Source organism: Nostoc sp., from assembly GCF_036917755.1.
Taxonomy (GTDB): Bacteria; Cyanobacteriota; Cyanobacteriia; order Cyanobacteriales; family Nostocaceae; genus Nostoc.
This window is the reverse complement of record NZ_JBALFC010000138.1, coordinates 41,394-67,192: the sequence shown is the minus strand read 5'-3', so window position 1 is coordinate 67,192 and position 25,799 is coordinate 41,394. Positions and strand designations below refer to the sequence as shown.

The following is a 25,799-nucleotide window of genomic DNA, read 5'->3' as shown; positions in this document are numbered from 1 at the left end:
GCTTTAGGATCTTTACTTGTTCGTAGGTCATTAATGCTACCCAACTCTAACTTATTTGTCCCACGCATCTGGGACTTTTGCAAGAGGTCTAATATTTGATTCACGGTTTTCATCAAAGATCAGTCGTCCTTCTGCTTCTAATCTCCGCCATAAAGGAGTTCTAGGTAATGCATGAAGTAGGTTAATTGTCAACATGGGAATTTGGGATACCCGAATAAATTCGATAATTCGGTCTGCCGTTTCTGGTGTATCTGTATCTAAGCCGATGATGATTCCTGATACTACTTCCATGCCGTAGCTATTTAAAACCTGAATCGCTTTTAAAATTGGCATACTCAGATTTTGGTCTTTAGAAATAGCATGGAGAGCATCTGGTTCCGGTGTTTCAATGCCGCAAAAGATTAAGCAAAAATAGGCTTCGCGCATCATTTCCAGCAGTTTTGGACTTTGAGCTAAGTTGAGGGTTGCTTCACAGGCAAACTGGATGGGGTAGCCATTGCGTTTTTGCCAGTCAATCAGATGAGGAAGCAACTTCATGGCGGCGCGGCGATCGCCAACAAAGTTATCATCAACAAAATACACTGCCGCCAAATTGCCAGATTGTCGCATTGCATCTAACTCCGCGACTACTTGCTCTGGTGTTTTCATCCGGGGACTGTTGCCATAGAGTTCTGGAATATCACAAAACTCGCAGCGATAAGGGCAACCACTAGAAAACTGTACATTTGCCAGGAAATAATTATTGATATTCAGTAAATGGTAAGCTGGTGTGGGAAACTCTGTTAGGGGCAGACGTTCCTTAGTTTCAAAGCGAATTTGCGCTTGGGGACGTTCCAGATTTTGGTCGAGATATTCGATCATGCGATCGCTTCCATCTCCCAATTCACCCAAATGTAAAATGTCAAACTCAGGATAATATTCTGGACACCCAGATACCGAGGTACCACCCACAACTGTAATTTTCCCCGCTTGATGGGCAAGTTGATTAATATGATTAATCTGTGGTTTTTGGATATGCATTCCACTCACAATCACCACATCAGCCCATTGATAATCAGCCCTTGTTGCTGATTTGATATTTTCATCAATAAACCGCACTTCCCATTCTTTAGGTAAGTAGGCAGCCACAATTAAAATACCTTGGGGTGGCATAAAAGCCCGGACATTACCCATGAGTGGGTAGGCGTGATGAAAAGTACCAAAGGAGCGGCTGTACTTCGGAAAGATACACAGAATACGTCGATGGTGCGAAGGAACGTAGCGGGTTCGTTGAGTGACAGAAGCGGTTTTGGAATCAGCCGCTACATGAATTTGTTTATCCAAAGACTTTAGATTCACAGTCATCGCAAATTTCACCCTGGAAAACTGAGCAGCTAATTTGACAGTTTATTGACAAAATCAGCTGTAATTTTAACTAGCTTACCAAAGAACAGCGATGCTGGAGGTGAAACAATGCGGTGAGTCAGTCTGGCATTGGAAACCCGTAATGATAGATCAGAAAGTGAGTAGCATAAACTGACTTTAGTATGGACATTATAGCGGTTCTCAATTGCATGGAATACAGACCTAACAAGAACAGTCCCTTAAGAGCAATACGCTTGGTGTTAAGACTAAAACCTTTTGCCAAAGTCAATTTTTTTAACGAACCACAGAGGCGCAGAGGGCACTGAGAGAAGAAATAAATGCTTAACTGAACTGTATTGCCCTTAAGAGCTAGCGTTGGGGAGTAAGCCTCCAAGCCTCTCTCCTAAAAGGAGAAAGGCTTGGAGAGGAGTAAAAAGCCATGCCACAAAACGAGAAATCCGAGTTATGTATTTTTATTTTTTCGGATGAAACCACCCTGGACTTAAAAAGGAGATCGGGGGGATTTCTTATCTATAATCTTGCTTTTGAATACTCCCCAAACGAGCCGCATCACGAATGTTATATTCGGGTCGAGTAAAGCGATTTAGCTGCATTTCAAAGAAATCTCGATTTGCTTGTAAATGCTGAATATTTTGGTCATCTAATGGATATAAAAGTGCAGTTCGCAAAGCTTGAATTACCGCAGAAGTGACACAATACATTGAGCGTTGAAAACCAACTCCCAACTGAATCAACATATCTTCTTCACCCCGGCAATGTTGGCTGTAGTAATCAACAAGATATGGGGGCAAAAAATGCAGCATATCTTGCATTAATAATGTCGGGGGAATACCAGCAGTACCCACTGGAAATACATCAGCGTAAAGAATGCCATAGTGAAAGTCTTTTTGGTCTTCTGGTACTTGACGCGCTTGAGCATTATAAGATTTTGTCCCTCGGAAGGGTGCAGTGCGGTAGAAAACTGCTTCTACATAGGGTAATGCGGCTTCATATAGCCACATGAAACCCTTAGATTTGGGGACAATTTCATAGCATTCGCCACGAATATAAACGTGATGGTAAATCGGACGACCTGCGATCGCAAATATACCATTAACTAAGAAGCTCATCGCCTCTGGGACGCTGCTAATAGTCCCTTCGTCATAGCGGTCGGACATTTCAAAGAATACTGGGGCCATGACTTCCCAGAATAAGCCCAGGTTAGCGTAGTATGACATCTGGCGGCACTGTTCCAAAAACATATCGGGGAACAGCTTGTAAAGTCCCAGCATTACGGGATTCCCTTGGAAGTAAGCTTTAATTGCCTTGTCAGCGTTGGCTTTGTATTCTTCTGAATCTAGGTAAGGGTCAAATTGCCCACCCATCCCTCTGTGCCACAACATCGCCCGCATACAAGCTTCCGCAAATTCCATGTTAATGCGATCGTGGAACAAGTGATGCAACAACTTTGGCATCTTGAAAGTTTCGCCCTTCTCAATAAATGCCAAAAGTTCTGGATGTGCAGTAGCTTCGCCGCGCCAAATTCGTAAATCGGCATCATCGCCAGCATAATGATTATGCCGTTCTAAATACTCTTTGGGTAAGAAGTATTTAAAAAAGGGAAGCGGGTTTAAAAATTCGCGTTCGGCAATATAAAGTAGGTCACGCCAGTAAAAATCCATCGGTACAGCATAAGCTTTGTATAAACCGATGATTTGCATCAAATTTTCTGGGGTATCGGGTAACATTGCACCACCGGCTTCTAGGCGGTGAATCACTTCAGCAAATTCGTGATTAGAAGGAGGTAGTTTAATTGCTGTTTTAATTGCTGTCATGGTAATGAGAAATTGGTAGAGACGCGATTTATCGCGTCTAATGGGATAGGTTTTGAGAGGCGATTTATCGCGTCTGGGGGATAGGTTTTGAGACGCGATAAATCGCCGTCTCTACAAGTGTTTTGATTTATTTCCTATTTCACCGCTACTTCAGAGATGACCGTTTTTTCCAAAGAGGGAATTGCAGTCACCATTGTTGTAGTTGTGGATTCACTCCAACGCACTAACCAAGTCGGTTGTACTCCCAAAAAGATAATAAAAGCTGCCAAAATTAAAGCTGGTATTTTCTCAGACCATAAAACTTTGGGATAGTAGGCTAAGTTATCGAGTCTGCCAAAACAGGTACGGTTGAGGAGAATGACAAAATAAACTGCGGTTAATCCACTAGCGACTACACACAAAATTGTCGAGATGGGAAAGACAGAGAAACTACCTTGAAAGACGATGAATTCGGCAATGAATCCTGTTAAACCGGGAATACCAGCACTAGCCATACCACTTAAAACTAGTAAGGCGCTAATTAGGGGTAAACCGCGTATGGGACTCATTAAACCATTGAGTTTATCTAACTCGCGGGTGCCGACTTTGGCTTCCACGACTCCCACCAAATGGAAAAGAATCGCCAAGATGATACCGTGGCTAAACATTTGGGCGACTGCACCCACAAGTGCTAAAGGAGTACTGGCGGCAGCAGCTAGCAATACATAACCCATGTGACCGATGGAACTATATGCTACCATGCGCTTGATATCTTTTTGAGCGATCGCAATTACTGCCCCATAGATAGCGGTGACTGCTCCCCAAATTGCTAAAGTCGGTGCAATAATACTCCAAGCATGGGGAAACATACCCAACCCAAATCGCAGCAATCCATAGGTTCCCAGCTTTGCCAACACGCCACCAAGAAGAATAGCAATTGGTGCTGAAGCCTCAACATAAGCATCGGGTAGCCAAGTATGGAAGGGAACTAAGGGAATTTTAATCCCAAAACCTAATACTATTCCTGCTAGTAAAAGGATTTGTTTGGCTATTGACAAGTTTTCTGTAGAGACTGCATCAAAAGCAAAATTGGTAGAACCACTCAGCCACACCATACCCAAGAATGTCGCCAGAATTAAGGCTCCTGAAACAGCAGTATAAATCAGGAATTTAATCCCAGCATAACCCCGTTTTTCTCCTCCCCAAATTGAAATCAGTAAGTAGAAGGGGATTAATTCTAGTTCGTAGAACAGGAAGAATAGCAGCAAATTCTCCGCGAGGAAAGCACCGGCGACTCCTCCACTAACTAATAAAATCATCGAGTAGAACAGCCGGGGGCGTTCAGTTTCTTTACTACTGCTGTAAATAGCAATCCAGGTGAGCAGGCTATTTAACACCAACATCAATATAGAAAGCCCATCAACACCTAATTGATAGCTCAAGCCAAGGGTTTCATTCCAGGGCAAATACTCTTGAAATTGCATTCCTGGATTGCTGATATCAAATTTTAGCAGGATAAAAATGTTCCAAAAGAGAACTATCCCAGAAAAAATTAATGCTGTTAACCGAATCCGATCTTTAGGGATATTTAGAGGTAGTACCGCGATGAAAATAGCAGCGAAAATTGGCAGCCAAATCAAGACACTTAACATGGTAATTTTATCCTTTGTCTTTTCCTCGTTCCCAGTCTCCGACTGGAAACGCACTTCATTGCGGCTCTGCCGCGAATTCATGAGGTAGTATGAATTTGCATTCCCAGTCTCCGACCGGGAACGAGATTTAAGTACAAAAAAGCTAGCCTACTATACTGATTTTGCCAGTATCTAAATCGTAATAAGCTCCAACTATTTTCAGCTTTTCTGCCTTGATTAACTCAGATAAAACTGGCGATGATTTCAAGTTTTTCATTTGTGCCAAAACATTTGCTTTACAAGCGTTTTCTAACTTATCTCCTGATTTTCCTTTTGAGCTTTCTACACTCGGTTTAATCGCCTCAAGCAAACTTCCGATTTGCCCTGGTACTTCAGCACCTTTGATTGCGGCATCTACCGCACCACATCTTTCATGCCCCACTACCATAATTACTTTGGATCCTAATACTAAACTGCCAAATTCTAGGCTACCAATTTCTTCTCGTGTGGCAATATTACCAGCTACACGACAGACAAATAAATCTCCAAGTCCTTGGTCAAAGACAATCTCTGAAGGTACCCGTGAATCTGCACAACTGAGAATAGAAGCAAAGGGCTTTTGACCTTTGGCAACTTCGGCTAAACGTGAATATGTTTGGTGTGGATTACGACTTTTTCTTTGGGCAAATCTTTCATTCCCATCTAATAACTCTTGCAATGCTTTATCGGGGGTAATCTCATCTTCTGCTGGGGCTTTTTCGGCTGCAAGTAAGTTTGAGCTAAGTCCAGCTGTCAATACACCTGTACCGATCGCACCTGCACCAAACTTGAATAAACTTCTTCTGGAAAGATTTATCTGGGGATGTTGTCTGCTCATGGAATTCTTCTCAAAATATTAAACTGTTAACTTGTAGTAGGATAGTTACTGCTACCCAAGTGTCGAAATTTGGAAAACCAAATTTAAAAACTGCACTCCCCAAAATGGCCAAGTTACCCACATTCCTAAAACACCTACTCCTAGAAGGACGGTGAAGGCATAAAATTGGGTTTGTCCAGAGGTGCTGTATTTGAGACTTTCGCTACCTAATAGGGAAAATAAACCAACGAAATTAACGATGCCATCGACTACAAAGCGGTCAATCATATCGGCAAGTTGGGAAATTTTGGCAACGCTGAAAATAATGGTCATTCGATAGAGTTTTGGGGTGTAAAAGTCGTATGCCAATAAATCTTGTAAACCTTGCCAAGGCAGGCGAATCGGTTTCGGAATATTCCCTAAATAAATCACGCCAGTGATGCTGCAACCGAAAATACTCGACCAAATTAAAAGTAGTGCAACATCTTTATTTAGGCTTGCCCAATCGGGTAAAAGTGATAAGCTTTGCAACACTAAAGGAAGATGTAGACTGACACCAAGTAAAATGATCATTGGCAGAATCATCGGCCAGTGTGCTTCAGGCGATCGCTGACTCATTTGTGTAGCTTTACCACCAAAAATCAAACCGAATTCTCTGGTTAAACTCACGGCTGTTAGAGTATTTACCGCTATCACTACCCCCACTAACCAAGGGTGCGTTTCCCACAACCCATCTGCTAATTTGATCAACGCCCAAAAGCTACCCAAGGGTGGAAAACCAATTAATCCCAAAGTCCCGACAATAAAGGCTATTGCTGAAATCGGGCGACGTGTCCACAATCCGCCTAATTGGGTGACATCTTGGGTGATGCTATTCCAGATAATTCCCCCAGTACTCATCACCAACAGGGCTGCGGATATGGCATGGGTGAGTACTAACAACAGCGCCGTTTCGGATTGTTGTACTCCCACGGCGATGAATACTAAACCCATGTATGCACTCACAGAATAGGATTGGCAGCGTTTAAGATCAATTTGAGCGATCGCAATCAAAGAAGCACCCAACGCTGTCACAACCCCAATAGCCACCATCGCTGAGGAAACTATGGGCGAGATGGTTAACACAGGTTGCAATTTAATCAGCACCCATGCACCACTAGCGACTACTACCGAATTCCGCAAAATCGTGCTAGGAACAGGGCCTTCCATCGCTTCATCCAACCACAAATGCAGGGGAAACTGGGCGCATTTACCCATCGGCCCAGCAATTAAGGCTAAACCTACGAGTCCCATTGTTGTTGGGTTAACATTTGCAGTAGCCGCCCACTGCGCTAGTTCTGTATAATTCCAAGTTCCGGCGAGAGGCCATAATGCCAACACGCCCATCAGCAAGAATAAGTCTCCCACCCGCTTGGTTAAGAAAGCGTCTCTCGCACCTGAAACTACCAACGGCTGGCTAAACCATAAGCCGACTAAGAGATAGGTTCCCAGCGTCAGGACTTCCAAAATTACATAACTAAAGAACAAGTTATTACACAGAACAAGGGCACATAGTCCCGCTTCAAATAATCCTAATAACGAATAGAAGCGTCCCCAACCCCAATCCATTTCCATGTAGCCGATCGCATAAATCTGCGCCAGCAAATTCAAGCCAGTAATCACAACCAAAGCGCCGACACTCACTGAGGAAATTTCTAAAGCAATGGTGAGGTCTAAACCAGCCGTAGATAACCAAGGAATAAATACATTTTGGGCTGGCTGATTCCAAGTTGCTTGTAAAGCGATCGCACAATGTACAAACGCTAAAAATGTCATCACCAAGTTTACATAACCCGCCGGTCTTGGCCCCGTTTTCCGAATGATCCCTGGCGACCAAGGCACAGCTAACAAGCCACCTATTAAGGCATAGCAAGGAACTAGCCAAACAGTCTCAAGTAGAAACTGAGCCATCAACTTACCTCTAAATGTTCATCAAAAGTTCAGGATTTTAAATCAACTGGCATTGATCCCAGTTAACCCAGCGATCTCTACGACGGGCGTAGCTGCCGCAGATAATGCAAATTTATCTTTGTTTAATTTTGTTAGAAACAGCTTACCGTTATATCTGTCAAAATGGAATTAATTAACTAAATAAATTTGAGATAATTACTCTAATTAATTCTTATATAATCGACTATTTGATTAATGAATAATAGCTATTGGTTTTTATCTATGAATTGAGCTTGGTATTAATCAATGGTGATCATTAGTTTTATCAATTGATACAAGTAGCGGCACACAGCTAGCTGTACATTAGTGTTAACTTACAGCAGTTTTCATGTATTTGAACCACATCTGTCGTAGGGAACATTGCTGATTGGTGTCAATTTAACGTTAAAAGGGCGCTTAGAAACCGCGTCTATACGAAGCTTTACCGACCTCCGTGGGTTAAGAATCAATACGCTTGGGTTAAGGCTAAAACTCTTTGTAAAATGTAAAAGTCATTTTTTTTTAACGAACCGCAAAGGACGCAAAGAAGAGAAGAAATGCTTAACTGAACTGTATTGAGTTAAGAACCCTTGATTTTGTATTAGTCCACGGAGGTGGACGAGAGTTTGTGTAGCCGCGTAAAGCCTTCGGCATAGCTTCGCTTAGCGCGTCAGCGTGCCGGAGGCTCTATTCTATTCGCCTTGGCTCTAAGTTGACACGCTCTGCATTGGTGTCAACTTAACGTGAAAGCTTAGTCTGATAGTACAATTAAACAATTACGTCAAATCTACCAGATGCCGAAATCTGACCTATTAGTTTTTCAGGGTGATGCTTAATTGTTGTGTTCAACTACTGGAAATAAAACTTTTTGAGCATCGGATGATGAGCATTTGAGAGAGAATAAAGGCTGAAAGTGTTGATTTTACGATGGTTAGTGCGTTCTTCGTGGGGGATGGTAGCGATCGCAATCGCGACTGGATTCTTGAGTGGCGGTAGTAGTGCTGGCTTGATTGCCTTAATTAGCCATGCTGCTAGTAATAGTTCCGCTTCCCGCCTCACATCGATAATTTGGGGTTTTGTGGGGCTAGCAATAGTTGCACTGATTACCAGTATCATTTCCCAAGTGATGCTGATTCGCCTTTCTCAGAATGCTGTTTTGAAATTACAGATGGGTTTGAGTCGCCAAATTCTCGCTTCAAAGTTGAGTAATCTGGAACGCTTAGGGAATCCTCGATTATTGGCAACTCTCACAGAGGATATTCAGGCGGTTGCTAATGCTGTTTATCAGATGCCTTTCATCTTTATTAATTTAGCGATCGTTTTGGGTTGCATAGCATATATAACTTGGCTCTCTTGGTTAGTATTGCTAATGGTTTGTGCGATTTCAGTAGTAGCGATCGCTAGTTGTCAGTGGCTACTCGACAGAGGGGGTAAATTGCTGGCTCTAGCTCGTGAAGATGAAGATCATCTATTTAAACATTTTCGCACGATTACCGAAGGAGTCAAGGAACTCAAACTAAACTACAGGCGGCGTGAAGACTTTTTAGAAAAAAAACTGCAATCAACTGCTACCGAATTCCGTCGTCACAACGTTAACGGTCTAACCCTTTTTGCCATAACTACAAGCTGGGGTCAACTCGTATTCTTTTTTGCCCTTGGTTTTGTACTATTTGTGCTGCCTAATCTGCTTGCGATCAATAGCGAAACTCTCTCTGGCTACATTTTGACCTTCACTTACTTGGTGTTACCAATGGATAACATCATCAGCAAACTTCCCCTATTAAGCAAAGCCAGCATTGCCTTGCAAAAAATCGATTCACTGGGTTTATCTCTAGCTAGTCGAACTGAAATATCTACTGTTCCACCTGCGATTAAATCTGACTGGCACAGCTTGAAATTTCAAAGTGTTACCCACACTTACGACACAAATCAAGAAGACAATAGCTTTATTTTTGGCCCCATCAACTTGACACTTTATCCTCAAGAATTAGTCTTCATTGTTGGCGGGAATGGTAGCGGTAAATCGACCCTAGCGAAACTAATTACTGGACTTTACATTCCTGATAACGGCGAAATTTTGTTTGATAATCAGCTAATTAGCGAACAGAACCGAGAATGGTATCGCCAGCATTTTTCTGTGGTATTTTCCGACTTTTATTTATTTGAAGAACTTTTAGGATTAAAAAACTTTAACTTGGATGCTCAAGCCACAAAATATTTAAAGCAACTGCAACTAGACCAAAAAGTTAAAGTTGAAAATGGGCAACTTTCCACCACAGCACTTTCTCAAGGACAACGGAAACGGCTGGCTTTGCTCACAGCCTACTTGGAAGATCGACCAATTTATCTATTTGATGAGTGGGCAGCTGATCAAGATCCAGTATTCAAGGAAATATTCTACACTCAACTTCTACCAGAACTGCGATCGCGGGGCAAAACAGTGCTGGTGATTAGCCACGACGATCGCTATTTTCATTTAGCAGACCGAATTATCAAACTTGACTATGGACAAATAGAGTATGACAAAACTTAACCCAAGCGGATTCAATACTGCATAGGTTTTGAGTAGATCCCCCCAACCCCCCTTAAAAAGGCGGGCTAAAAATGCCTTATTTTTCCCCCTTTTTAAGGGGGACTAAGGGGGATCTCAAATGACTATGCACCAAAAACCGAGCAGTATTGCAAGCGGATTGGGTTAAAGCAGAGCTTCATATAGAAATTATTTTAACTCGAAGCACTGGTATAAAACCGCAACGCAAACCGCCAAAACCAAGTAGAAGTAAAAAACAGCACTCCTGCTAATATTGCCGCACCTATTAACCAGCTTATTTCACTCCGACCCAACAGCGCTTGGGCTGGTATAGTAGTTAAGAAAGCTACTGGCATTACAAAGGTGAAGAAAAAGCGATAAGCAGTGGGATATGCAGCGATGGGATATCGTCCAGCTTCCAACAAACCACGTAACACTTCAGTAGCGTTGTATATTTTGACGAACCAAATACTCGTCGCTCCCAGCATAAACCACAGGCTATACAAAATCACCAAGCTGAACAATAACGGCAGTACACCAAGTAGATAGTCGTCTATCCCGACACCGAGGCGTTTACCTGCATACCCAATAATAATACTACCAAAAACTAGATCCGGCAGTCCCCAAGGTGAAAGGGTATGAGTGGAAAGCCAAAACTGACTACGGATAGGTTTTAATAATATAAAATCCAAAGTGCCTTCCTGTACATGACGGACAATGCGATTCAAGTTCGACGCCAGAAAAGTAGCAGAAAATCCTTGGAGTAAGGTAAAAATCCCTAGAACTACTAAAGCTGCTTCCCATGACCAGCCACTAAAAGTGTAGCCAGTCCGGTAAAACAAGAATAGGCCAAACAGGCTACCGATAAGATTTCCTAAGCTGCTGAGGGTAGCTATGAAAAAATTAATCCGATACTCCAACTCCGCCGCGATCGCAGCACCCCAAAATAGTCTTAGTACTTTCAAATATCTTCGCATCTTAAACCTATATAGCGTTTCCTAATCACATGAGGTACATCATAGCCCCCTCTTCGCTTGCTCTTAGGCAGGGTGGTTTCATACGAAAAAAGAAAAATATGGAAGTCTTTATTTCTCGTGTATAACCATAGATTTTGACCCCTCTCCAAACCTCTCCCCGAAGCGGAGAGAGGCTTTGAAACCCAGTTTTAGTTTTTCTCTGCTTGTATGAAACCACCCTGCTCCTCGCTTGCTCTTAGGGGGTTGGAGATGGGGTTCAGTACCCACTCAAGCGAGAACCGCTATAACTCAAAATCTGCCATCTGGAATGACATTTTCCAAAATTACACAATAACTTTACGTAAATTTAATATTACTTTTTATCCAGGAAAATTGCTAAACGTTAAGATGTTGTGGATCTATTCTTGAAACGTAAGAAATTCTATGCATCTGGATTTACCACAACTGATTAAATCACTCGGCTACTTTGGGGTATGGGCGATTGTCTTTGCTGAATCTGGCTTGTTAATTGGTTTTTTCCTGCCTGGAGATAGTTTATTGTTCACTGCTGGATTTGTCGCATCTCAGAATTTACTGAACATTTGGGTTCTGATTTTTGGTGCTTTTATTTGTGCAGTCTTAGGTGACAATGTTGGCTATTTTACTGGGCATAAATTTGGCAGAAGACTATTTCAGAAGGAAGATTCATGGTTGTTTCATAAAAAACATCTTGTGAAAACCCAAAACTTTTATCAACAGCACGGTAAAAAAACGGTTGTTTTAGCACGTTTTCTACCCATTGTACGGACTTTCGCGCCGATTGTGGCTGGGATTGGGGCGATGCATTATCGCACATTTATGTCTTACAACTTAATCGGTGGCTTTCTTTGGACATTCGGCATCACCATGTTAGGGTTTTTCTTAGGAAAATCTCTACCACCTGAACAAGTAGACAAGTATTTGTTACCGATTATTGGATTAATTATAGTTGTTTCTTTAGTGCCATCGATTATTCATCTAATACAAGAAAATAGAGGAAAGAAAAGTTAAAATATTTTTCGGATTTTGTGTAAATATTCGGTATATTTATTTACTTAATTTTGCTAAATATTGGTGATGTATGGCTAGACTGTCTAAGAGGTTGTTTGAAAAATATTTTTCGTAACATCAAAGCCTCTCGGACTGTGGGGGAGAGGAATGGAAGCGGGGTTTCTAGTATACTTTGCGACTTTTCAAACATCCTCTCAGGAAGATCGACTGGTTACAGCAGAAATCATGTATTTGAACCACATCTGTCGTAGGGGCACAGCAATGCTGTACCCTTACTGCGTGGTCTATTTACCTGAAAATAGCTGTAAAAAGAATTGAAGATCGCTCGTCCTCGTCTGAGCTATATGTGTACTACTTTAGCAGGTAGAGTGACCATTGGTATAGCGATCGCCTGCATTAAACTCAACAACATATTGCACTCCCTGTTCTCTAGCATTGGTTTGGATTTTCTAAAGGCAAGCGCAGTTGTTCACGAAATTCTCGACTATAGCAGGCTTGATCCCAATTTTCGGCTGTTTTTAACTTTTGAGGAGTTAGGTGACGAGCGCTTTTCAGGTTGGCACTCTTGAGCTTGGCACCTTCAAAGTTAGTACCTTCAAGGTTGGCATTTTCCAGGTTGGCATTTTCCAGGTTAGTACCCTCAAGGTTGGCATTTTCCAGGTTGGCACTCTTGAGTTTAGCATTTTCCAGGTTGGCATTTTCCAGATTGGCGTTGGAGAGCTTGGCACCTTCAAAGTTGGCGTTGGACAACTTGGCACCTTCAAAGTTGGCACTCTTGAGGTTGGCACTCTTGAGGTTGGCACTGGAGAAGTCGGCATCTTTGAGATTGGCACTAGAGAGATTGGCACCTTCAAAGTTGACATTAAATAAGTCCGCATCTTGCATTTGGGTACTTTCTTTGAGGTCAACACGTTTGAGGTTGGCACCTTCGAGGTTGGCACCTTCAAAGTTGGCGCGTTCGAGGTCAGCACCTTCAAGGTTGGCACTCTTGAGGTCGGCACTCTTGAGGTCGGCACTGCTGAGGTCGGCATCCTCAAGGTTGGCACTCTTGAGGTTGGCACTTTTAAGGTCGGCACTGCTTAGGTCGGCAGTATTGAGGTTGGTACGTTTGAGGTTGGCACGTTTGAGGTTGGCACCTTTGAGCTCGGCATCTTTGAGGTTGGCAGTGGAGAAATTAGCATCTTCAAGGTTGGCACTGGAGAAATTGGCATTTTCAAGTTTGGCACCTTCAATGTTGGCATCATTCAATGAAATATTATTCAGGGCGTTATCAGCCTTAACCAGTTTTTCCAGCGCTTCAATTCTTTCTATGCTGTCTTTTTGTCCTTGAAGAGCTTCGACAGTATCCAAAAGTTGTTTTATTCGTATCTTTTTGTATACAACAGTTCCCACAAATATTACTACAGCCACGAGGAGAATAGAAGTAAAACCAATTGACCTAGAGCGATCATTTTTTATGTCCATAATACTTTGCTAAATAAACTCACAAACTCAACTCGATTGCACCAGTTTTGCAGCTTTTTACTGCTGAAATACTTGACTTGATTTAAGTAAGTTGGCGTGAATAATTAAAGATTTGTAGTAAGCAGCTTTAGCCCGCTTCCCTCTTCAAACACAACTTCAACTGCACAAGAAAATTGGTCAGCATTGGCTGTGATTTGCTGGAGGTAAGCCTAGTTGTTTGCGAAATTCTAGGTCGTAGCAAGCTCTCTCCCAATTTTTAGCTGCTTTGAGCTTTTGAAGAGTTAGGTTTTGGGCATCTTGAAGGTTGGCATCTTGAAGGTTAGCACCTTGAAGATTGGCACCTAGAAGATTTGTACTCTTGAGGTCGGCATTTTCAAGGTTGGCATCTTTAAGGTTGGCATCTTCAAGGTTGGCACTCTTGATGTTGACACCTTGAAGGTTGACACCTTGAAGGTTGACACTGCTGAGTTTTGCACTCGTGATATTAGCACCTTGAAGGTTAGCACCTTGAAGGTTAGCACCTTGAAGGTCAGCACTACTGAAGTTGGTACCGCTAAGGTTAGCACCTTGAAGGTGGGCATCTCTGAGATTGACACTAGTTAGATTGGCACTGCTGAGGTTGGCATTGGTTAGGTTGGCATTGCTGAGGTTAGCACTGGTTAGGTCGGCATTGGTTAAGTTGGCATTGGTTAGGTCGGCACTGGTTAGGTCGGCACTCTTCAGGTCGGCATCTTTAAGAATGGCACGTTCCAGCTTGGTACCTTCGAGGTCGGCACTCTTGAGGTCGGTATCTTCAAGGTCAGCATCTTCAAGGTTGACACTGGAGAAATCGACATTATTCAATGGAATCTTATGCAGGGTGTTATCAGTCTTAACCAGTTTTTCCAGCGCTTCAATTCTTGCTGTACTGTCTTTTTGTTCTTGAGCAACTTCGACACTATACCAAAGTAGTTTTATTTGGATTTTTCTCCCTACAAAAATTGCTATAAGTATTACTAAAGCTACGAGGGGAATAAAACCAAAACCAATCGACCTAAAGCGATTATTTTGTATGTCCATGATACTTTACTGAATAAACTCACAAACTCAACTCGATTGTGCTAGGTTGACAATTTACTCCTGCTGAAATGCCTTGGCTTCAGGGAGCATCTTACTTTCGTAAAAAGCCTTGTAAAACCTCACCCCAACCCTCTCCGTGGGTTCGGAGAGGGAGCAAGAATCTTGTTTCTCATTTGGTATATTTGCAAAACTGAGATGCTCCCTTGGCTTCATTTAGTTGTTTCTTTAGAAGCAAATAATTCGTTGATTCATTGGCTGGTATTATAGAAAACCAAAAAATCCTAAATATGACTTCCTCGCTTCGGTAATTTCATTAGTATCAGTTTTGCATTATCCCACAGACTCTTAATTGAGGCAACAGTTTTGTTTTATTCGTGCTGATTTTTATAAATAAAGCTCTGAAAAACTCTCTGTCATACATGGAAGTTAGGATGCTAAAGCGAGATATTCAGAAGACATTAATAAAGCCTCTGAAATACGTGGTGGGATGATGAAAAAAACTTAAAGATAAGTAAAAAGCAGGTAATCCCACCTGATGCAAATGAATAAATATATTCATGCTCAGATTTGCACATTTGTTTGACAAATCTATGACAAATTCATGACGCAAATGTGACGAGATTGATTATGCTGCTTAAAAGTAACAACTTATTAACTTGATTGTATATAAAAAAATTATTGAAGAAGAATTCAGGAGTCAGAATTTAGGAGCGGAGCCGGAGGCGCTCACGGACTGGAAAAACACTAAATCTGCATATAGGAATCATATTTGATTTATGAAAAAATCTCGGTAGTCTTGTAGTGGACCGTCATGGCTTTAATGTTGCAAAAAAATTGTCGGTTGGGTGGAGGCTTTGCGTAACCCAACATCCTGATAATCAGTTGGGTTGCGCTCCGCTCCACCCAACCTACGTCTACGTCTAATGTACTATTAAAGCCATGAGAGTCCACTACGTGGATTTCAAAAATAAAATACTAGTCCTATATTTAGTAGGGGTGTAAAAAGGCCGTTTATTCAGATGCCAATCCTACAGAATTAATGCTGAATTATCGAAACAGAATAAAGGCGCCATTCGTCAGAATTCAGAATGAATTCTCACCGAAAAAGTGGATAACTAACCGGCGTTTTTGCACCCCCACCAAATTTTCAATTTGGTGGTCTTCAATTCATTTGGGGTCAGAATCCCCAAATGAATTAATTCTGATTCCTGAATTCTGACTTCTGAATTCTTCTTCATGACTCCTGAATTCTATTTTGATATAATTATTTGATAATCCTGACATTCTACCCTATAGGACTCACCAATTTCAGATTATTTGGCATCGTCATCTATACTAAGTTAGATTCTACAGAGGTTGAATTTTATAACCAGGGTTGTATATACAGAAGTTATCGGAAAGTAATTTAATATCCCAATATTACCTAATTCCTAAAAAATCATACTTAAGCACATAAAATCTATCTAAAGATACCAATTTGAATGATTAGAGAATTCCCTTTAAAGATAAAATAAATACCATAGATCAACAAAACTAATGTCTGGGGACAAAATATTAGTCGAAGTATATTCAATAATTACGCAAAATTATGAAATAACATAGACGCATTTGCGAGCGTCTCGTTGACGCAGCTTCTCCTAGAAAATAAAAGCAGCTGATCGCAAAGTTCTTGCGTAAGTCCTAATATTGTGAAACCATAGCTTGTGACTTACTGATTCAACTGCAACTAGTCTGTCTCTCGCCTGACTCCAGAAAAAAGTACTGGTACTAGTAACAATCATGACGCCATCTCCAAATTCAGAAAATAATCAGAAACCATCTAATCGTCGTCTGTGGCTTCTGCTTTTAGGACGTACCAGTTTGGCTCTAGGTGGGGTTTTGCTGGTTGGAATTGCAGTTGGTGCTTGGTGGGCTAGAAGCTATGTATATAAGGATTTAGCACCGTTAGTACAGCAAAATCTTCAGCAATTGCTTGGGCGTACCGTAAAAGTAGGGAAAGTTGAACGTTTTTCGCTCACTAGTCTAAGATTTAGCTCTCTATCGATACCAGCAACTCCCACCGATCAAGATCAGGTGGTAGCAAAAGCTTTGGAGGTGCAGTTTTCGCCGTTGCAAGTTCTCTTCACCCGAAAACTAGCATTAAATGTCACGTTAGTTCAGCCCAATGTCTACATTCAAGAAGATAAAGATGGTCGTTGGGTGACAGCCCAAGTTAAAGCTGCGGAGGGACAAGGCTTTATTCAAACTGAGTTGGAGACACTTCAAATTCAAGATGGTGATGTAGAGTTGAAGCCATTCGCCGCACCAACTAAACCGAAAGGCTCAGTAATATTAGATCAAGTTGGTGGTGTCGCCCGATTTTCCGATCGCAATCAAAGAATCGGTTATGACATCAATGCTCAACTCAGTAGGGGAGGCGCTGTTAAAATCGTTGGCGAAACACAACTAAAAGCTCAACAAACTAGCCTCAACCTGCAAGCACAAAATTTACAAGTATCAGAGGTCAGTCGATTAATTCAGTTGCCAATTACCTTGCAAGCAGGGTATTTAAATGCTGACTTAGGGGTTCAGATTCCACCCAAATTGTCAGAAATAGCCGTTACAGGAACAGCTACAGCTAATCAAATTACTGCTAAAATTCAAAATATTCCTCAGCAAGTTTCTAATTTTAATGGGAGATTTGTATTTCAAGGTCAGACAGTTGCTTTAGATAATCTGAATACGAACTTTGGTAAAGTTCCCATTCTCGCAAATGGAACAATTAATACTCAAACAGGTTTTAATATCTCTGCTCAGATAAAACCTATTAGTGCGAAAAATATCTTAGACACATTGAACGTAAATTCGTCAGTCCCAGCTAGTGGCGAAGTTCAAGCAAATATTCAGGTACGCGGCGCACTTGGGCAACCAGTCGTTAGCGGTACTGTAAGCAACACAAAACCTATTCAAGTTGACCGCGTTCAATTTAAAACCGTCAACACTGATTTCCGCTTAAATGCATCTCAAACTGCATCTCAACTTATCGTCTCCAATCTGAAAATAGTCCCCGCAGCCGGTGGTCAAATTATCGGCGGCGGTCAAGCTAAATTGGGAGTTAAAAAAGATGTAATTTTTAATGCTCAAGCTGATGGGATATCAGGGGATATACTAGCACGCAGCTATGGCGTTACTCTACCGATCACAGTTGGAAATGTTTCAGCAAAAGCCCAAATTTCTGGCTCTCTTGACAAACAGCCGTTGAAACTTGATGTTTCCAATGTTCGGGTGACGCCGCCAGCCGGAGGGCAAATCACAGCCAATGGTCAAATTCAACTGGCTCCCCAAGGTCAGGTAGGCGTAGATATTCAAGCTCAAGGTATCCCCGGAAATGCGATCGCTCAAGGTTATGGCATTTCAACTCCAATTCAGGTTGGTGGTATATCTGCGAACGCTAGAATTTCTGGTTCTCTGGGTACACCGTTAAACGTCAATGTAACTCGCGTTCAGGCAAATCCAGAGGTGGGAGGGCAAGTTACAGCTAGCGGTCAACTTCAGCTAGCACCCAAAGGTAGGGTATCATTTAATGTGGAAGCCCAAAATTTACCAGGGGATGCGATCGCACGAGCGTACAAATCCTCACCTTCGATCACCATTGGGAATGTGTCGGCAAATGCCAATATTTCCGGCACTCTGAACAATCTGCAAACAGTAGCGCGGGTGCAAGCACCGAAAGCCACCTATCCCACTACCGGACGAGTTGTTGTTGCTAAACAAGGAGAGAAAATTCTCTTCCCAGATGCAGTTTTGAACGTCGCAGGGGGGACAATCACGGCTAGTGGTCAACTTGCACAACAACGCTGGCAAGGGGTTGTCAAAACTTCTGAAATTCAACTTAACCGTTTCTCACCACAACTGCGAGGACGGCTTAATAGCAACATCCAGTTAGCAGGCACAACAAAATCTTTTCAGCTTGCAGATATTCGCGCCGCCGGACAAATCCGCCTTCCCCAAGGGATAGCACAGCTGCAAAAACCGCTCACCGCTCAATTTAAGTGGAATGGACAGCAGATTATAGTTGAAAACGCAAGTACCCCAGGATTGAGTGCTAATGGTGCGATCGCTATTCAGTCTCCACCAACTGGCGCACCCAAAATCGCCGGATTTAATTTAAATGTACTGGCGCAGAATTTCAACTTAAAAAATACAGGCTTCAAAGTTCCCGGTGACGTAGCGGTAGCAGGGTTAGTGGATTTTAATGGAAAAGTTACAGGGACTCCAGATGTTCCCCAAGCTAATGGCAATATCCGGCTGCGGAATTTCCAGGTGAGTGACTTAGCATTTGACCCACTTTTAACTGGAAACGTGAATTTTCAAGGGGGACAAGGAGCAAGTCTGCGATTAGCTGGGAAGCAAGATAAGATTGCGCTTAACTTAGGTGCAGATTATCGTCCCACTTCATTTTTAGTTCGACGTGATGGCGCAGTTACCACGGGGAGAACTGAGGGAGAGAACTTGCTCATCAACGCCCAACAGTTTCCCATCGCTCTGATTGGGGGCTTTTTACCTAACAATCAATTGAAACCACTGGGGGGGCAACTATCGGGAAATTTAGTTGTCAATCTTAATAATTATGCAGTTGCGGGAGACGTTGCGATCGCAGCGCCTCGTGTTGCTAGAGTTGCAGCAGATGAATTTCGCGGCACGATCAATTATGCTGATGGTACTGCTAGTTTGGCTAATGGTCAATTGCGGATTGGAGATAGCAACATCGCCCTGAGTGGAAATGTGCAAACAGGGAATGACCCGAAATTTCAATTTCAAGCTAATTTTGATCAAGCCAAAATCCAGAGACTTTTACAAGCATTTAATATCTTCGACTTTCAAGACTTTGGTACCGGGTTGCAGCCTCCGAAGTTGGCTAAAGCAGAAGTACTTAACACTGAATCTATCAGTTTGCCCGATGCAGATTTGAAAACACAGTTAGCATATTTCTCAAAAGTTACCGCATTGGCAGCAAAACAACGGCAAGTAGAGACAAAACAAACTCCATCTTTGCCCACCCTTGCAGAATTAACTGGTGCTTTAAGTGGAGCAATTACAGCGAATGGCTCGTTAAAATCTGGGTTGAATGTCGGCTTTAATTTTCAAGGTGCAAACTGGCAATGGGGTGAGTATTCTATTAATCAAGTCATTGCTCAAGGCACTTTTGCCGATGGTATCGTGACACTTTCGCCCTTGAGTGTTGGGATAAATCAAGGATTGGTGGCCTTTTCAGGACAGTTAGGAACTGAGCAACTATCTGGAAAGTTGAATGTAGCAAGTTTACCTTTATCACTTTTAGAGCCTTTTATTCAAAAATACCCCATAGATATTACTGGGAAAGTGAATGCTGACGCCACATTAGCAGGTAGTTTACAAGATCCTAGTGTTAAAGGGCAAGTTGCGATCGCGGATGCAACTCTCAATAAAAAACCTGTGCAAACCGGACAGGTAAACTTTGATTACAACAAAGCTCGCTTGAATTTTGATAGCACTTTATTAGTGACAGGAACGCAGCCAGTTACTATTACAGGTAGCCTACCGGCTCCTTTGCCTTTTGCGGCAGTGCAACCAGATAGCAATCAAATCAGCATCAACGCCAATGTGCAAAATGAAGGATTGGCACTGTTAAACGTATTTACCAACAATCAAGTCGCTTGGGTAGACGGTCAAGGAAAAGTAGATTTAAACATTCAAGGCACTTTAAACGAACCAATTATTAACGGAAATGCCACACTTAATAATGCAACTTTTAGCGCTCAAGCTTTATCTGAACCCCTAACGAATGTCACAGGAACAGTGCAATTTAATGGTAAAACGCTGAATGTCGAAGGTATCCAAGGCACTTACAATAAAGGGCAAGTGAGTGCATCAGGTATTCTGCCAATTTTTACTTCTGGGCAAGTCGCAGCGAATCCCCTAACACTATCAATAGCAGACAAACTCAATTTTAAGCTTGCAGGATTGTATGAAGGCGGTGTTGGCGGGGATGTCGTAATTCGGGGAACAGCGTTAAAACCTGTAATTGGTGGAGAGATTAAACTGAGTGATGGTCAGGTGATTATTGGAAACTCGGCTACTGCGAATAAAAAATCAGCAGCGACAGCAGAGGCTAACGCTAATGTCATAAACAGAGAAGAAGTTAATGCTAACGTCACACCTACACCAGAGAATAGCGCTGACCCAGTAGTTACAGCAACCGGAAGTACTAGCGCAGTAACTCCACCCAATTTACCTAATTTACCTATAGAGTTTGCAGATTTAAAGTTGACTTTAGATAAGGATATTCGTGTTACCACTCAGTCCCTATTGAGCTTTGTACCAGGAGGAGCCGCATTAAGTCAGCCCCTATTGAGCTTTGACGCCAAAGGCGACTTGACCATTAATGGTACATTAGCCAAGCCGCTTCCTGAAGGAGTCATTCGTTTGACAGGAGGAAAACTGAGCTTATTTTCCACTGAGTTCACCTTGGCGCGAGGCTACGAACAAACTGCGCGGTTTACTCCAAGTCAAGGACTTGACCCGACTTTGGATGTCCGACTTACCGCAATTGTACCCGAAGCATCGGTAAGGAACAGTCAAACTTTGGAATCACCATTGTCTTCAGAAGTCAGCGATGTTTCTGTAAACAACTTTGGGACTTTACGTACCGTTACCATTCAAGCCAGGGTGAACGCGCCAGCTAGTAAATTGGGTGACAGTCTAGAATTGACGAGTGAACCCAGCCGTAGTAAGGGAGAAATAGTTGCTCTACTGGGTGGCTCGATTCTGAATTCTTTCGGTCAAGCAGATGCAGGCCAAGGGCTAACTAATTTCGCTAGTTCGACCATTTTAGGTGGTTTGCAAGGAACCATCACTGCGATCGGACAGTCTGTTGGTTTCAGTGAGTTTCGGATCTATCCGACTCCATCTACTAATAATACTAAAACAGCGACTGCTTCAGTTCTTAATTTATCAGCAGAAGGTGTGTTTGACATCAATAGAAATTTTTCTGCCTCTTTATCACGCCCTCTTACTAGCGATGACTCTTTCCTTTACAATGTGCTATATCGAGTCAATGACGAAATTCTCATGCGAGGCTCAACTAATTTGGGGGATGAAAATCAATTCCAAGTTGAGTATGAAACCCGATTTTAGATTAACACAATTGAGTTAAGTATTTCTTCGTTCTATAGCGTTTCCTAATCACATGAGGTACATCATAGTCCAATACGCTTGGTTTTGTGAAAAATAGCTTTGTTGGGTTTCGTTCCTCATACCAATTCTGTATGAAGATGCGCTAAACCATATTTAAGTACAAGAAAGAAAAACGAACCGTAAAGGAGAGGCAGCGCGTTGCGGTGAGGCAGTCGCTCAGAGGGGGTATGAGGAACTGCCGTTCGCCCTTGGCGTGGCGGAGGCATCACCCGAAGGGGGGGTTCCAAGAGTTGTAGCGACTGCCGTCGCAAAGGACACAAAGAAAGAAAGAAGTTAAAAGGGTTTGGCGCCTGACTTTTCACGGCATGTGGAAAATACCATTTTGAGGGTTTTTCAAGCCCTGATTTTTCCGTTAGCTATTTTCACTAACTTAAAGCTATTGAGAGAAAGAATTGTGATAGTGACGACGAGTATCATTGAGAACTAGTTTAATATTCCATTGTTCGCCAGATTTTAAGTATAATTACTATGGATTTCTGGTTAAAACAAAGGTATGTCTTTATGAACATGAAAAGAATTGTTTCATCTTGTTTGTTAGGCGTGTTGCTGAGTTCGAGTGTTTTAGTAGAGCGTGCATCTGCTCAGATAGAAATAATTTTTGGAAACAATGATCGACATGAGTGGCGCTACCGAGAACGTGAAAGGTTAATATTTTTACGTAGAGAACGTGAAGAACGTGAGCGTCGTGAATGGCGACGTAGAGAACATGAAAGACGTGAATGGCGTGAAAGACGTGAATGGCGTGGGGGAGATGAAAGACATGAATGGCGGAGGGGAGATGAAGGGCATGAATGGCGTAAAAGACGCAGAGATTAGACCTTTGTTGCCAATTAAATTGCAATTTAGGCAATAAATCTTTAAACACTCGCTCAAATAATTCATCAGGAAAAACTAAAAATCTTTCTGATAGGGACTGTTGAGTAAATTTAGTAGGTATACACCATAATAAACCTTCTCTTGCCAAAAGACGATTTAACTCTTGAACACCAGGTACTTGCCTCCACAATAACGTTAATACTGCTGGTACCATGAACGATAAATTCAGAATTCTATCTCGGCATCCTACTGCTTATAATATTTTTGTTGAGCAAAAATAGCTGGAGTTAATAAAGCTTCTAATTGCTGAGAAATTGCCTCATTATCTATAGTAGGAGTATTATGTTTGTGTGCGTGGTCAGAGTTTTGCTTTGGTCGCTTGGGCATGGCGGTAAACCAAACTTTTCATTAACTCATTTAATAATTGAATTTACCTAATAATGTTGCCCGCTTCTTATAAATTTATTCTGCTGTTACAATACCCTTTCCCTTTAAATTTTAATTTTCAACAGCACTATTTTGAGTATTTTAACTGATGACAAAATGCGCTTTATTTTAACCTCTCACGGATGGACGCAGTTTCAGGTTTTTGGTTTTTGGCGCTAACCCAAGAGTATTGCATCATAGTCCCCTCTCCTCGCTTGCTCTTAGGGGGTTGGGGGTGGGGTTCAGTACCTACTCAAACGAGAACCGCAATATTGTGAACAACCAGATTCCCAATTTCTCAACCAAGTGGAAAATCTGACTCGTGGGAATATGACAGCCTGTCTTTTGACATGATTTTACTATTACAGCAACAATACTACTTGGTGACTGTTTTTACTTGGTGTGAAAGAGAACGTGAAAAAGGATTTTTCGTTGCTAACAGTAGCTTTACCGAGTTTACTGATAGCGTTTCCTAGCTTTGCTATTGAGAGTGAAATTAAGCAGAGAAATACTGATAAAAAACTCCACCCACAAGTGGATGGAGTTTTTGGGCATGGGGAATGGCGCATAGGGCATGGGGAAGAAGTTACCAATGCCCCATGCCCTATGCCCCAAGGGTTGGGGGGAGCAACCTCGACCACCCACGAGGGGATGAAGTTTCCCGCCGCTTTCAATAAATCACTTCGGTTGATTTCAGATATTCCGAGTTTGAGTGAAATCGAGCTACCCGCCACTAATGCCGAATTATTAACTCAACAATCTGCACCGAATGAAGTTAATCCAGAAACTCAGCCAGAAACAGAGCAAACTCCGAGCGATGAGCCAGATATTTCCTTAGAAGCGATCGCAGAACCAGATAACCTACCTCAATCTACTCCAACTTACGTAATTGATCAAGAAGAAATTAAAAAGCAGGGCGCTAAAAGTTTAGCCGATATTTTGAAAAGAATGCCTGGTTTTGCAATTAATGACGTCGGTCATGGTGCAGATATTCACACAGGTACATACTACCGGGGAGCCTCAATTAATCAATCTGTATTTCTGATTAATGGCAGACCAATTAACAATAACGTCAACATTTATCATGGTGGAACTGACTTAAACAGTATTCCGGTAGAGGCGATTGAACGAGTAGAATTATATAGCGGCACAGCTTCCGCTTTGTATGGTTCATCAGCCTTTGGGGGAGTTGTGAATATCATCACCAAGGAAGGTTATGGCAAACCTAAATTGAGTGCTAGTGCAGAATTTGGCTCATTGAGTTTAAATAATCAACAAGTTACCTATGGTGGTTCATCTGCTAATGTCAAGTATAACTTTAGCTTTGAAAGATTCTTTACAGATAACCGTTACCGTGTCCCTGTAGGTGCAGCAAATCGTGATATTCAGGGGTTTTTATCAAATGCAGACACAGCTACAAGTACTTACTTCGGTAGCATTGGACTAGATTTAGATCAGAAAAATTCATTGAATTTAGATGTTAGTAAATTCAGCAGTCGTCGCGGCTTAATTTATTTCGGGTTCCCTCTCCAAAGAGATAGATTAGACCACGATGGTTTAAACGTTGGCTTATCTTGGAAAACTCGGCTAGGTAATGGGGAAAGCTCCAATATTACAACCTCAATTGGTTATAACCAAGATTATTTTAGCACCTATGGCCCTACAGGAGCATTTTACCGTACAGGAGCTTTAGATACACAACAACTCACAGCCAGAGTCGAGCATGAGTGGAAAGTTACTTCCAGTAATAAATTGCGCTGGGGATTAGATTTTAAAAACACCGACTTAAGCGGTGATGTTTTGAGTACAGATCCTAGTAGAATTGCTAAAAACGAAACTGAAGATCGGAGTTTGTTCAATACAGCTTTATTTGCTGTCAATACTTGGAATATTGGCGAGAATTTTCTGATAGATTTAGGGCTAAGACAAAGCTTTGACAGCCAGTTTGGAAATTATCTTAACCCTAGTGTTGGCTTACGTTATGCCGTCACACCAATAGTAGCAGTGCGGGGAAGTTGGGCAGGGGGACAACGCAATCCTGGGTTAGATCAGTTGTATGTTTATGATACAGTTCATGGTTGGGAACCTAATCCCGATTTAAGACCGGAAAATGGCTCTACTTGGAGTGCGGGAGTAGATGTCAATTTTTCGGAAAATCTGATTGGACAGTTTACTTACTTTGGTAGTAGTATAGGCGATCGCTTGGGAGTCATCGCCGGAAAATGGGCAAACATTGGGCTAGTAGATACCAATGGTTTAGAGGCTGCATTGCAATTAAAAATTGCGGCTGGCTGGTCAACTTTCCTCAACTATACTTATACAGATTCCCAAATAAAAACAGGCTCAGAAAAAGGTTTACAATTAGGTTTGATTCCCTACTCTGTACTTCAAAGTGGTGTAGGTTATCAAAATGCGGGTTGGCAGGCTAACTTGTATGTTACTTACAATAGTGGCGCTCGTAGATCCATCTTCGCTAACCCTAGTGACAAGCCTACAGATTTTGCACCATCTTTCGTGAATTTAGATTTGAGCGGTCGTATACCTCTAACTAGCAATTTAGGGCTGACAGTTTACTTAGAAAATCTACTCGGTGAGCAATATGAGCGAGTTAATCGCATATATAGCCCTGGATTCACTTTTCGTGTGGGTTTAAGCTCCAATTTTTAGGTA

General features: G+C 42.1%; 14 protein-coding genes. 5 read left to right on the top strand and 9 right to left on the bottom strand.

Annotated elements, in window-relative coordinates; all coding sequences use genetic code 11:
* Nucleotides 1-51: 51 nt before the first annotated feature.
* From V7L05_RS29155 to V7L05_RS29135, 5 genes are all read right to left on the bottom strand, one after another.
* Complete coding sequence (locus V7L05_RS29155) at nt 52-1,344, bottom strand: B12-binding domain-containing radical SAM protein (RefSeq protein WP_442937889.1); 1,293 nt, start codon at nt 1,342-1,344, stop codon at nt 52-54.
* A gap of 527 nt (nt 1,345-1,871) precedes the next feature.
* On the bottom strand, nt 1,872-3,179 hold the full coding sequence (locus tag V7L05_RS29150; RefSeq protein WP_442937888.1) for a CO2 hydration protein: 1,308 nt from the start codon (nt 3,177-3,179) through the stop codon (nt 1,872-1,874).
* A gap of 134 nt (nt 3,180-3,313) precedes the next feature.
* Nucleotides 3,314-4,810: an NADH-quinone oxidoreductase subunit M gene (locus tag V7L05_RS29145; protein WP_335169393.1), complete on the bottom strand. Its 1,497-nt coding sequence runs from the start codon at nt 4,808-4,810 to the stop codon at nt 3,314-3,316.
* 142 nt (nt 4,811-4,952) lie between these two features.
* Nucleotides 4,953-5,666 carry a carbonic anhydrase gene (locus V7L05_RS29140; RefSeq protein ID WP_335169387.1) on the bottom strand — a complete coding sequence of 238 codons (714 nt, stop codon included), beginning with the start codon at nt 5,664-5,666 and terminating at the stop codon, nt 4,953-4,955.
* A gap of 51 nt (nt 5,667-5,717) precedes the next feature.
* Nucleotides 5,718-7,595: an NAD(P)H-quinone oxidoreductase subunit F gene (locus V7L05_RS29135; protein WP_335169386.1), complete on the bottom strand. Its 1,878-nt coding sequence runs from the start codon at nt 7,593-7,595 to the stop codon at nt 5,718-5,720.
* A 931-nt stretch (nt 7,596-8,526) separates the two neighbouring features.
* On the opposite strand from V7L05_RS29135, the gene V7L05_RS29130 reads away from it, so the two are divergent.
* On the top strand, nt 8,527-10,146 hold the full coding sequence (locus V7L05_RS29130) for a cyclic peptide export ABC transporter (RefSeq protein WP_335169384.1): 1,620 nt from the start codon (nt 8,527-8,529) through the stop codon (nt 10,144-10,146).
* Between the two features lie 191 nt (nt 10,147-10,337).
* Here the strand turns inward: V7L05_RS29130 and V7L05_RS29125 are convergent, their stop codons facing one another.
* A complete protein-coding gene (locus tag V7L05_RS29125) occupies nt 10,338-11,120 on the bottom strand; it encodes an ABC transporter permease (RefSeq protein WP_335169382.1) in 783 nt (260 codons plus the stop codon).
* A gap of 423 nt (nt 11,121-11,543) precedes the next feature.
* On the opposite strand from V7L05_RS29125, the gene V7L05_RS29120 reads away from it, so the two are divergent.
* Nucleotides 11,544-12,149, top strand: coding sequence for a DedA family protein (locus V7L05_RS29120; protein WP_335169380.1), 606 nt, complete (start codon nt 11,544-11,546; stop codon nt 12,147-12,149).
* Nucleotides 12,150-12,578: 429 nt separating this feature from the next.
* Here V7L05_RS29120 and V7L05_RS29115 read toward each other — a convergent pair whose 3' ends face one another.
* Together V7L05_RS29115 and V7L05_RS29110 are read right to left on the bottom strand one after the other, a co-directional pair.
* On the bottom strand, nt 12,579-13,613 hold the full coding sequence (locus V7L05_RS29115) for a pentapeptide repeat-containing protein (RefSeq protein WP_335169379.1): 1,035 nt from the start codon (nt 13,611-13,613) through the stop codon (nt 12,579-12,581).
* A 177-nt stretch (nt 13,614-13,790) separates the two neighbouring features.
* Nucleotides 13,791-14,672 (bottom strand): pentapeptide repeat-containing protein, encoded by an 882-nt coding sequence (locus V7L05_RS29110; protein ID WP_335169377.1) that lies wholly within the window; start codon nt 14,670-14,672, stop codon nt 13,791-13,793.
* A gap of 1,779 nt (nt 14,673-16,451) precedes the next feature.
* Here V7L05_RS29110 and V7L05_RS29105 point away from each other — a divergent pair.
* Complete coding sequence (locus V7L05_RS29105) at nt 16,452-21,827, top strand: translocation/assembly module TamB domain-containing protein (protein ID WP_335169376.1); 5,376 nt, start codon at nt 16,452-16,454, stop codon at nt 21,825-21,827.
* Between the two features lie 561 nt (nt 21,828-22,388).
* A complete protein-coding gene (locus tag V7L05_RS29100; RefSeq protein WP_335169374.1) occupies nt 22,389-22,703 on the top strand; it encodes a hypothetical protein in 315 nt (104 codons plus the stop codon).
* A gap of 246 nt (nt 22,704-22,949) precedes the next feature.
* Here the strand turns inward: V7L05_RS29100 and V7L05_RS29095 are convergent, their stop codons facing one another.
* Nucleotides 22,950-23,090, bottom strand: a complete 141-nt coding sequence (locus tag V7L05_RS29095) for a hypothetical protein (protein WP_335169373.1) — start codon at nt 23,088-23,090, stop codon at nt 22,950-22,952.
* Nucleotides 23,091-23,543: 453 nt separating this feature from the next.
* On the opposite strand from V7L05_RS29095, the gene V7L05_RS29090 reads away from it, so the two are divergent.
* The gene (locus V7L05_RS29090; protein WP_442937060.1) at nt 23,544-25,796 is read left to right on the top strand and encodes a TonB-dependent receptor plug domain-containing protein; all 2,253 of its coding nucleotides are present in this window, start codon (nt 23,544-23,546) and stop codon (nt 25,794-25,796) included.
* Nucleotides 25,797-25,799: the final 3 nt, after the last annotated feature.

What these genes read in the sequence shown, in the direction of transcription:
- V7L05_RS29140 (WP_335169387.1), bottom strand. Translation starts at nt 5,666, where the DNA reads ATGAGCAGACAACATCCCCAGATAAATCTTTCCAGAAGAAGTTTATTC.
- V7L05_RS29150 (WP_442937888.1), bottom strand. Translation starts at nt 3,179, where the DNA reads ATGACAGCAATTAAAACAGCAATTAAACTACCTCCTTCTAATCACGAA.
- V7L05_RS29135 (WP_335169386.1), bottom strand. Translation starts at nt 7,595, where the DNA reads ATGGCTCAGTTTCTACTTGAGACTGTTTGGCTAGTTCCTTGCTATGCC.
- V7L05_RS29105 (WP_335169376.1), top strand. Translation starts at nt 16,452, where the DNA reads ATGACGCCATCTCCAAATTCAGAAAATAATCAGAAACCATCTAATCGT.
- V7L05_RS29095 (WP_335169373.1), bottom strand. Translation starts at nt 23,090, where the DNA reads ATGCCCAAGCGACCAAAGCAAAACTCTGACCACGCACACAAACATAAT.
- V7L05_RS29145 (WP_335169393.1), bottom strand. Translation starts at nt 4,810, where the DNA reads ATGTTAAGTGTCTTGATTTGGCTGCCAATTTTCGCTGCTATTTTCATC.
- V7L05_RS29115 (WP_335169379.1), bottom strand. Translation starts at nt 13,613, where the DNA reads ATGGACATAAAAAATGATCGCTCTAGGTCAATTGGTTTTACTTCTATT.
- V7L05_RS29120 (WP_335169380.1), top strand. Translation starts at nt 11,544, where the DNA reads ATGCATCTGGATTTACCACAACTGATTAAATCACTCGGCTACTTTGGG.
- V7L05_RS29100 (WP_335169374.1), top strand. Translation starts at nt 22,389, where the DNA reads ATGAACATGAAAAGAATTGTTTCATCTTGTTTGTTAGGCGTGTTGCTG.
- V7L05_RS29110 (WP_335169377.1), bottom strand. Translation starts at nt 14,672, where the DNA reads ATGGACATACAAAATAATCGCTTTAGGTCGATTGGTTTTGGTTTTATT.
- V7L05_RS29125 (WP_335169382.1), bottom strand. Translation starts at nt 11,120, where the DNA reads ATGCGAAGATATTTGAAAGTACTAAGACTATTTTGGGGTGCTGCGATC.
- V7L05_RS29155 (WP_442937889.1), bottom strand. Translation starts at nt 1,344, where the DNA reads ATGACTGTGAATCTAAAGTCTTTGGATAAACAAATTCATGTAGCGGCT.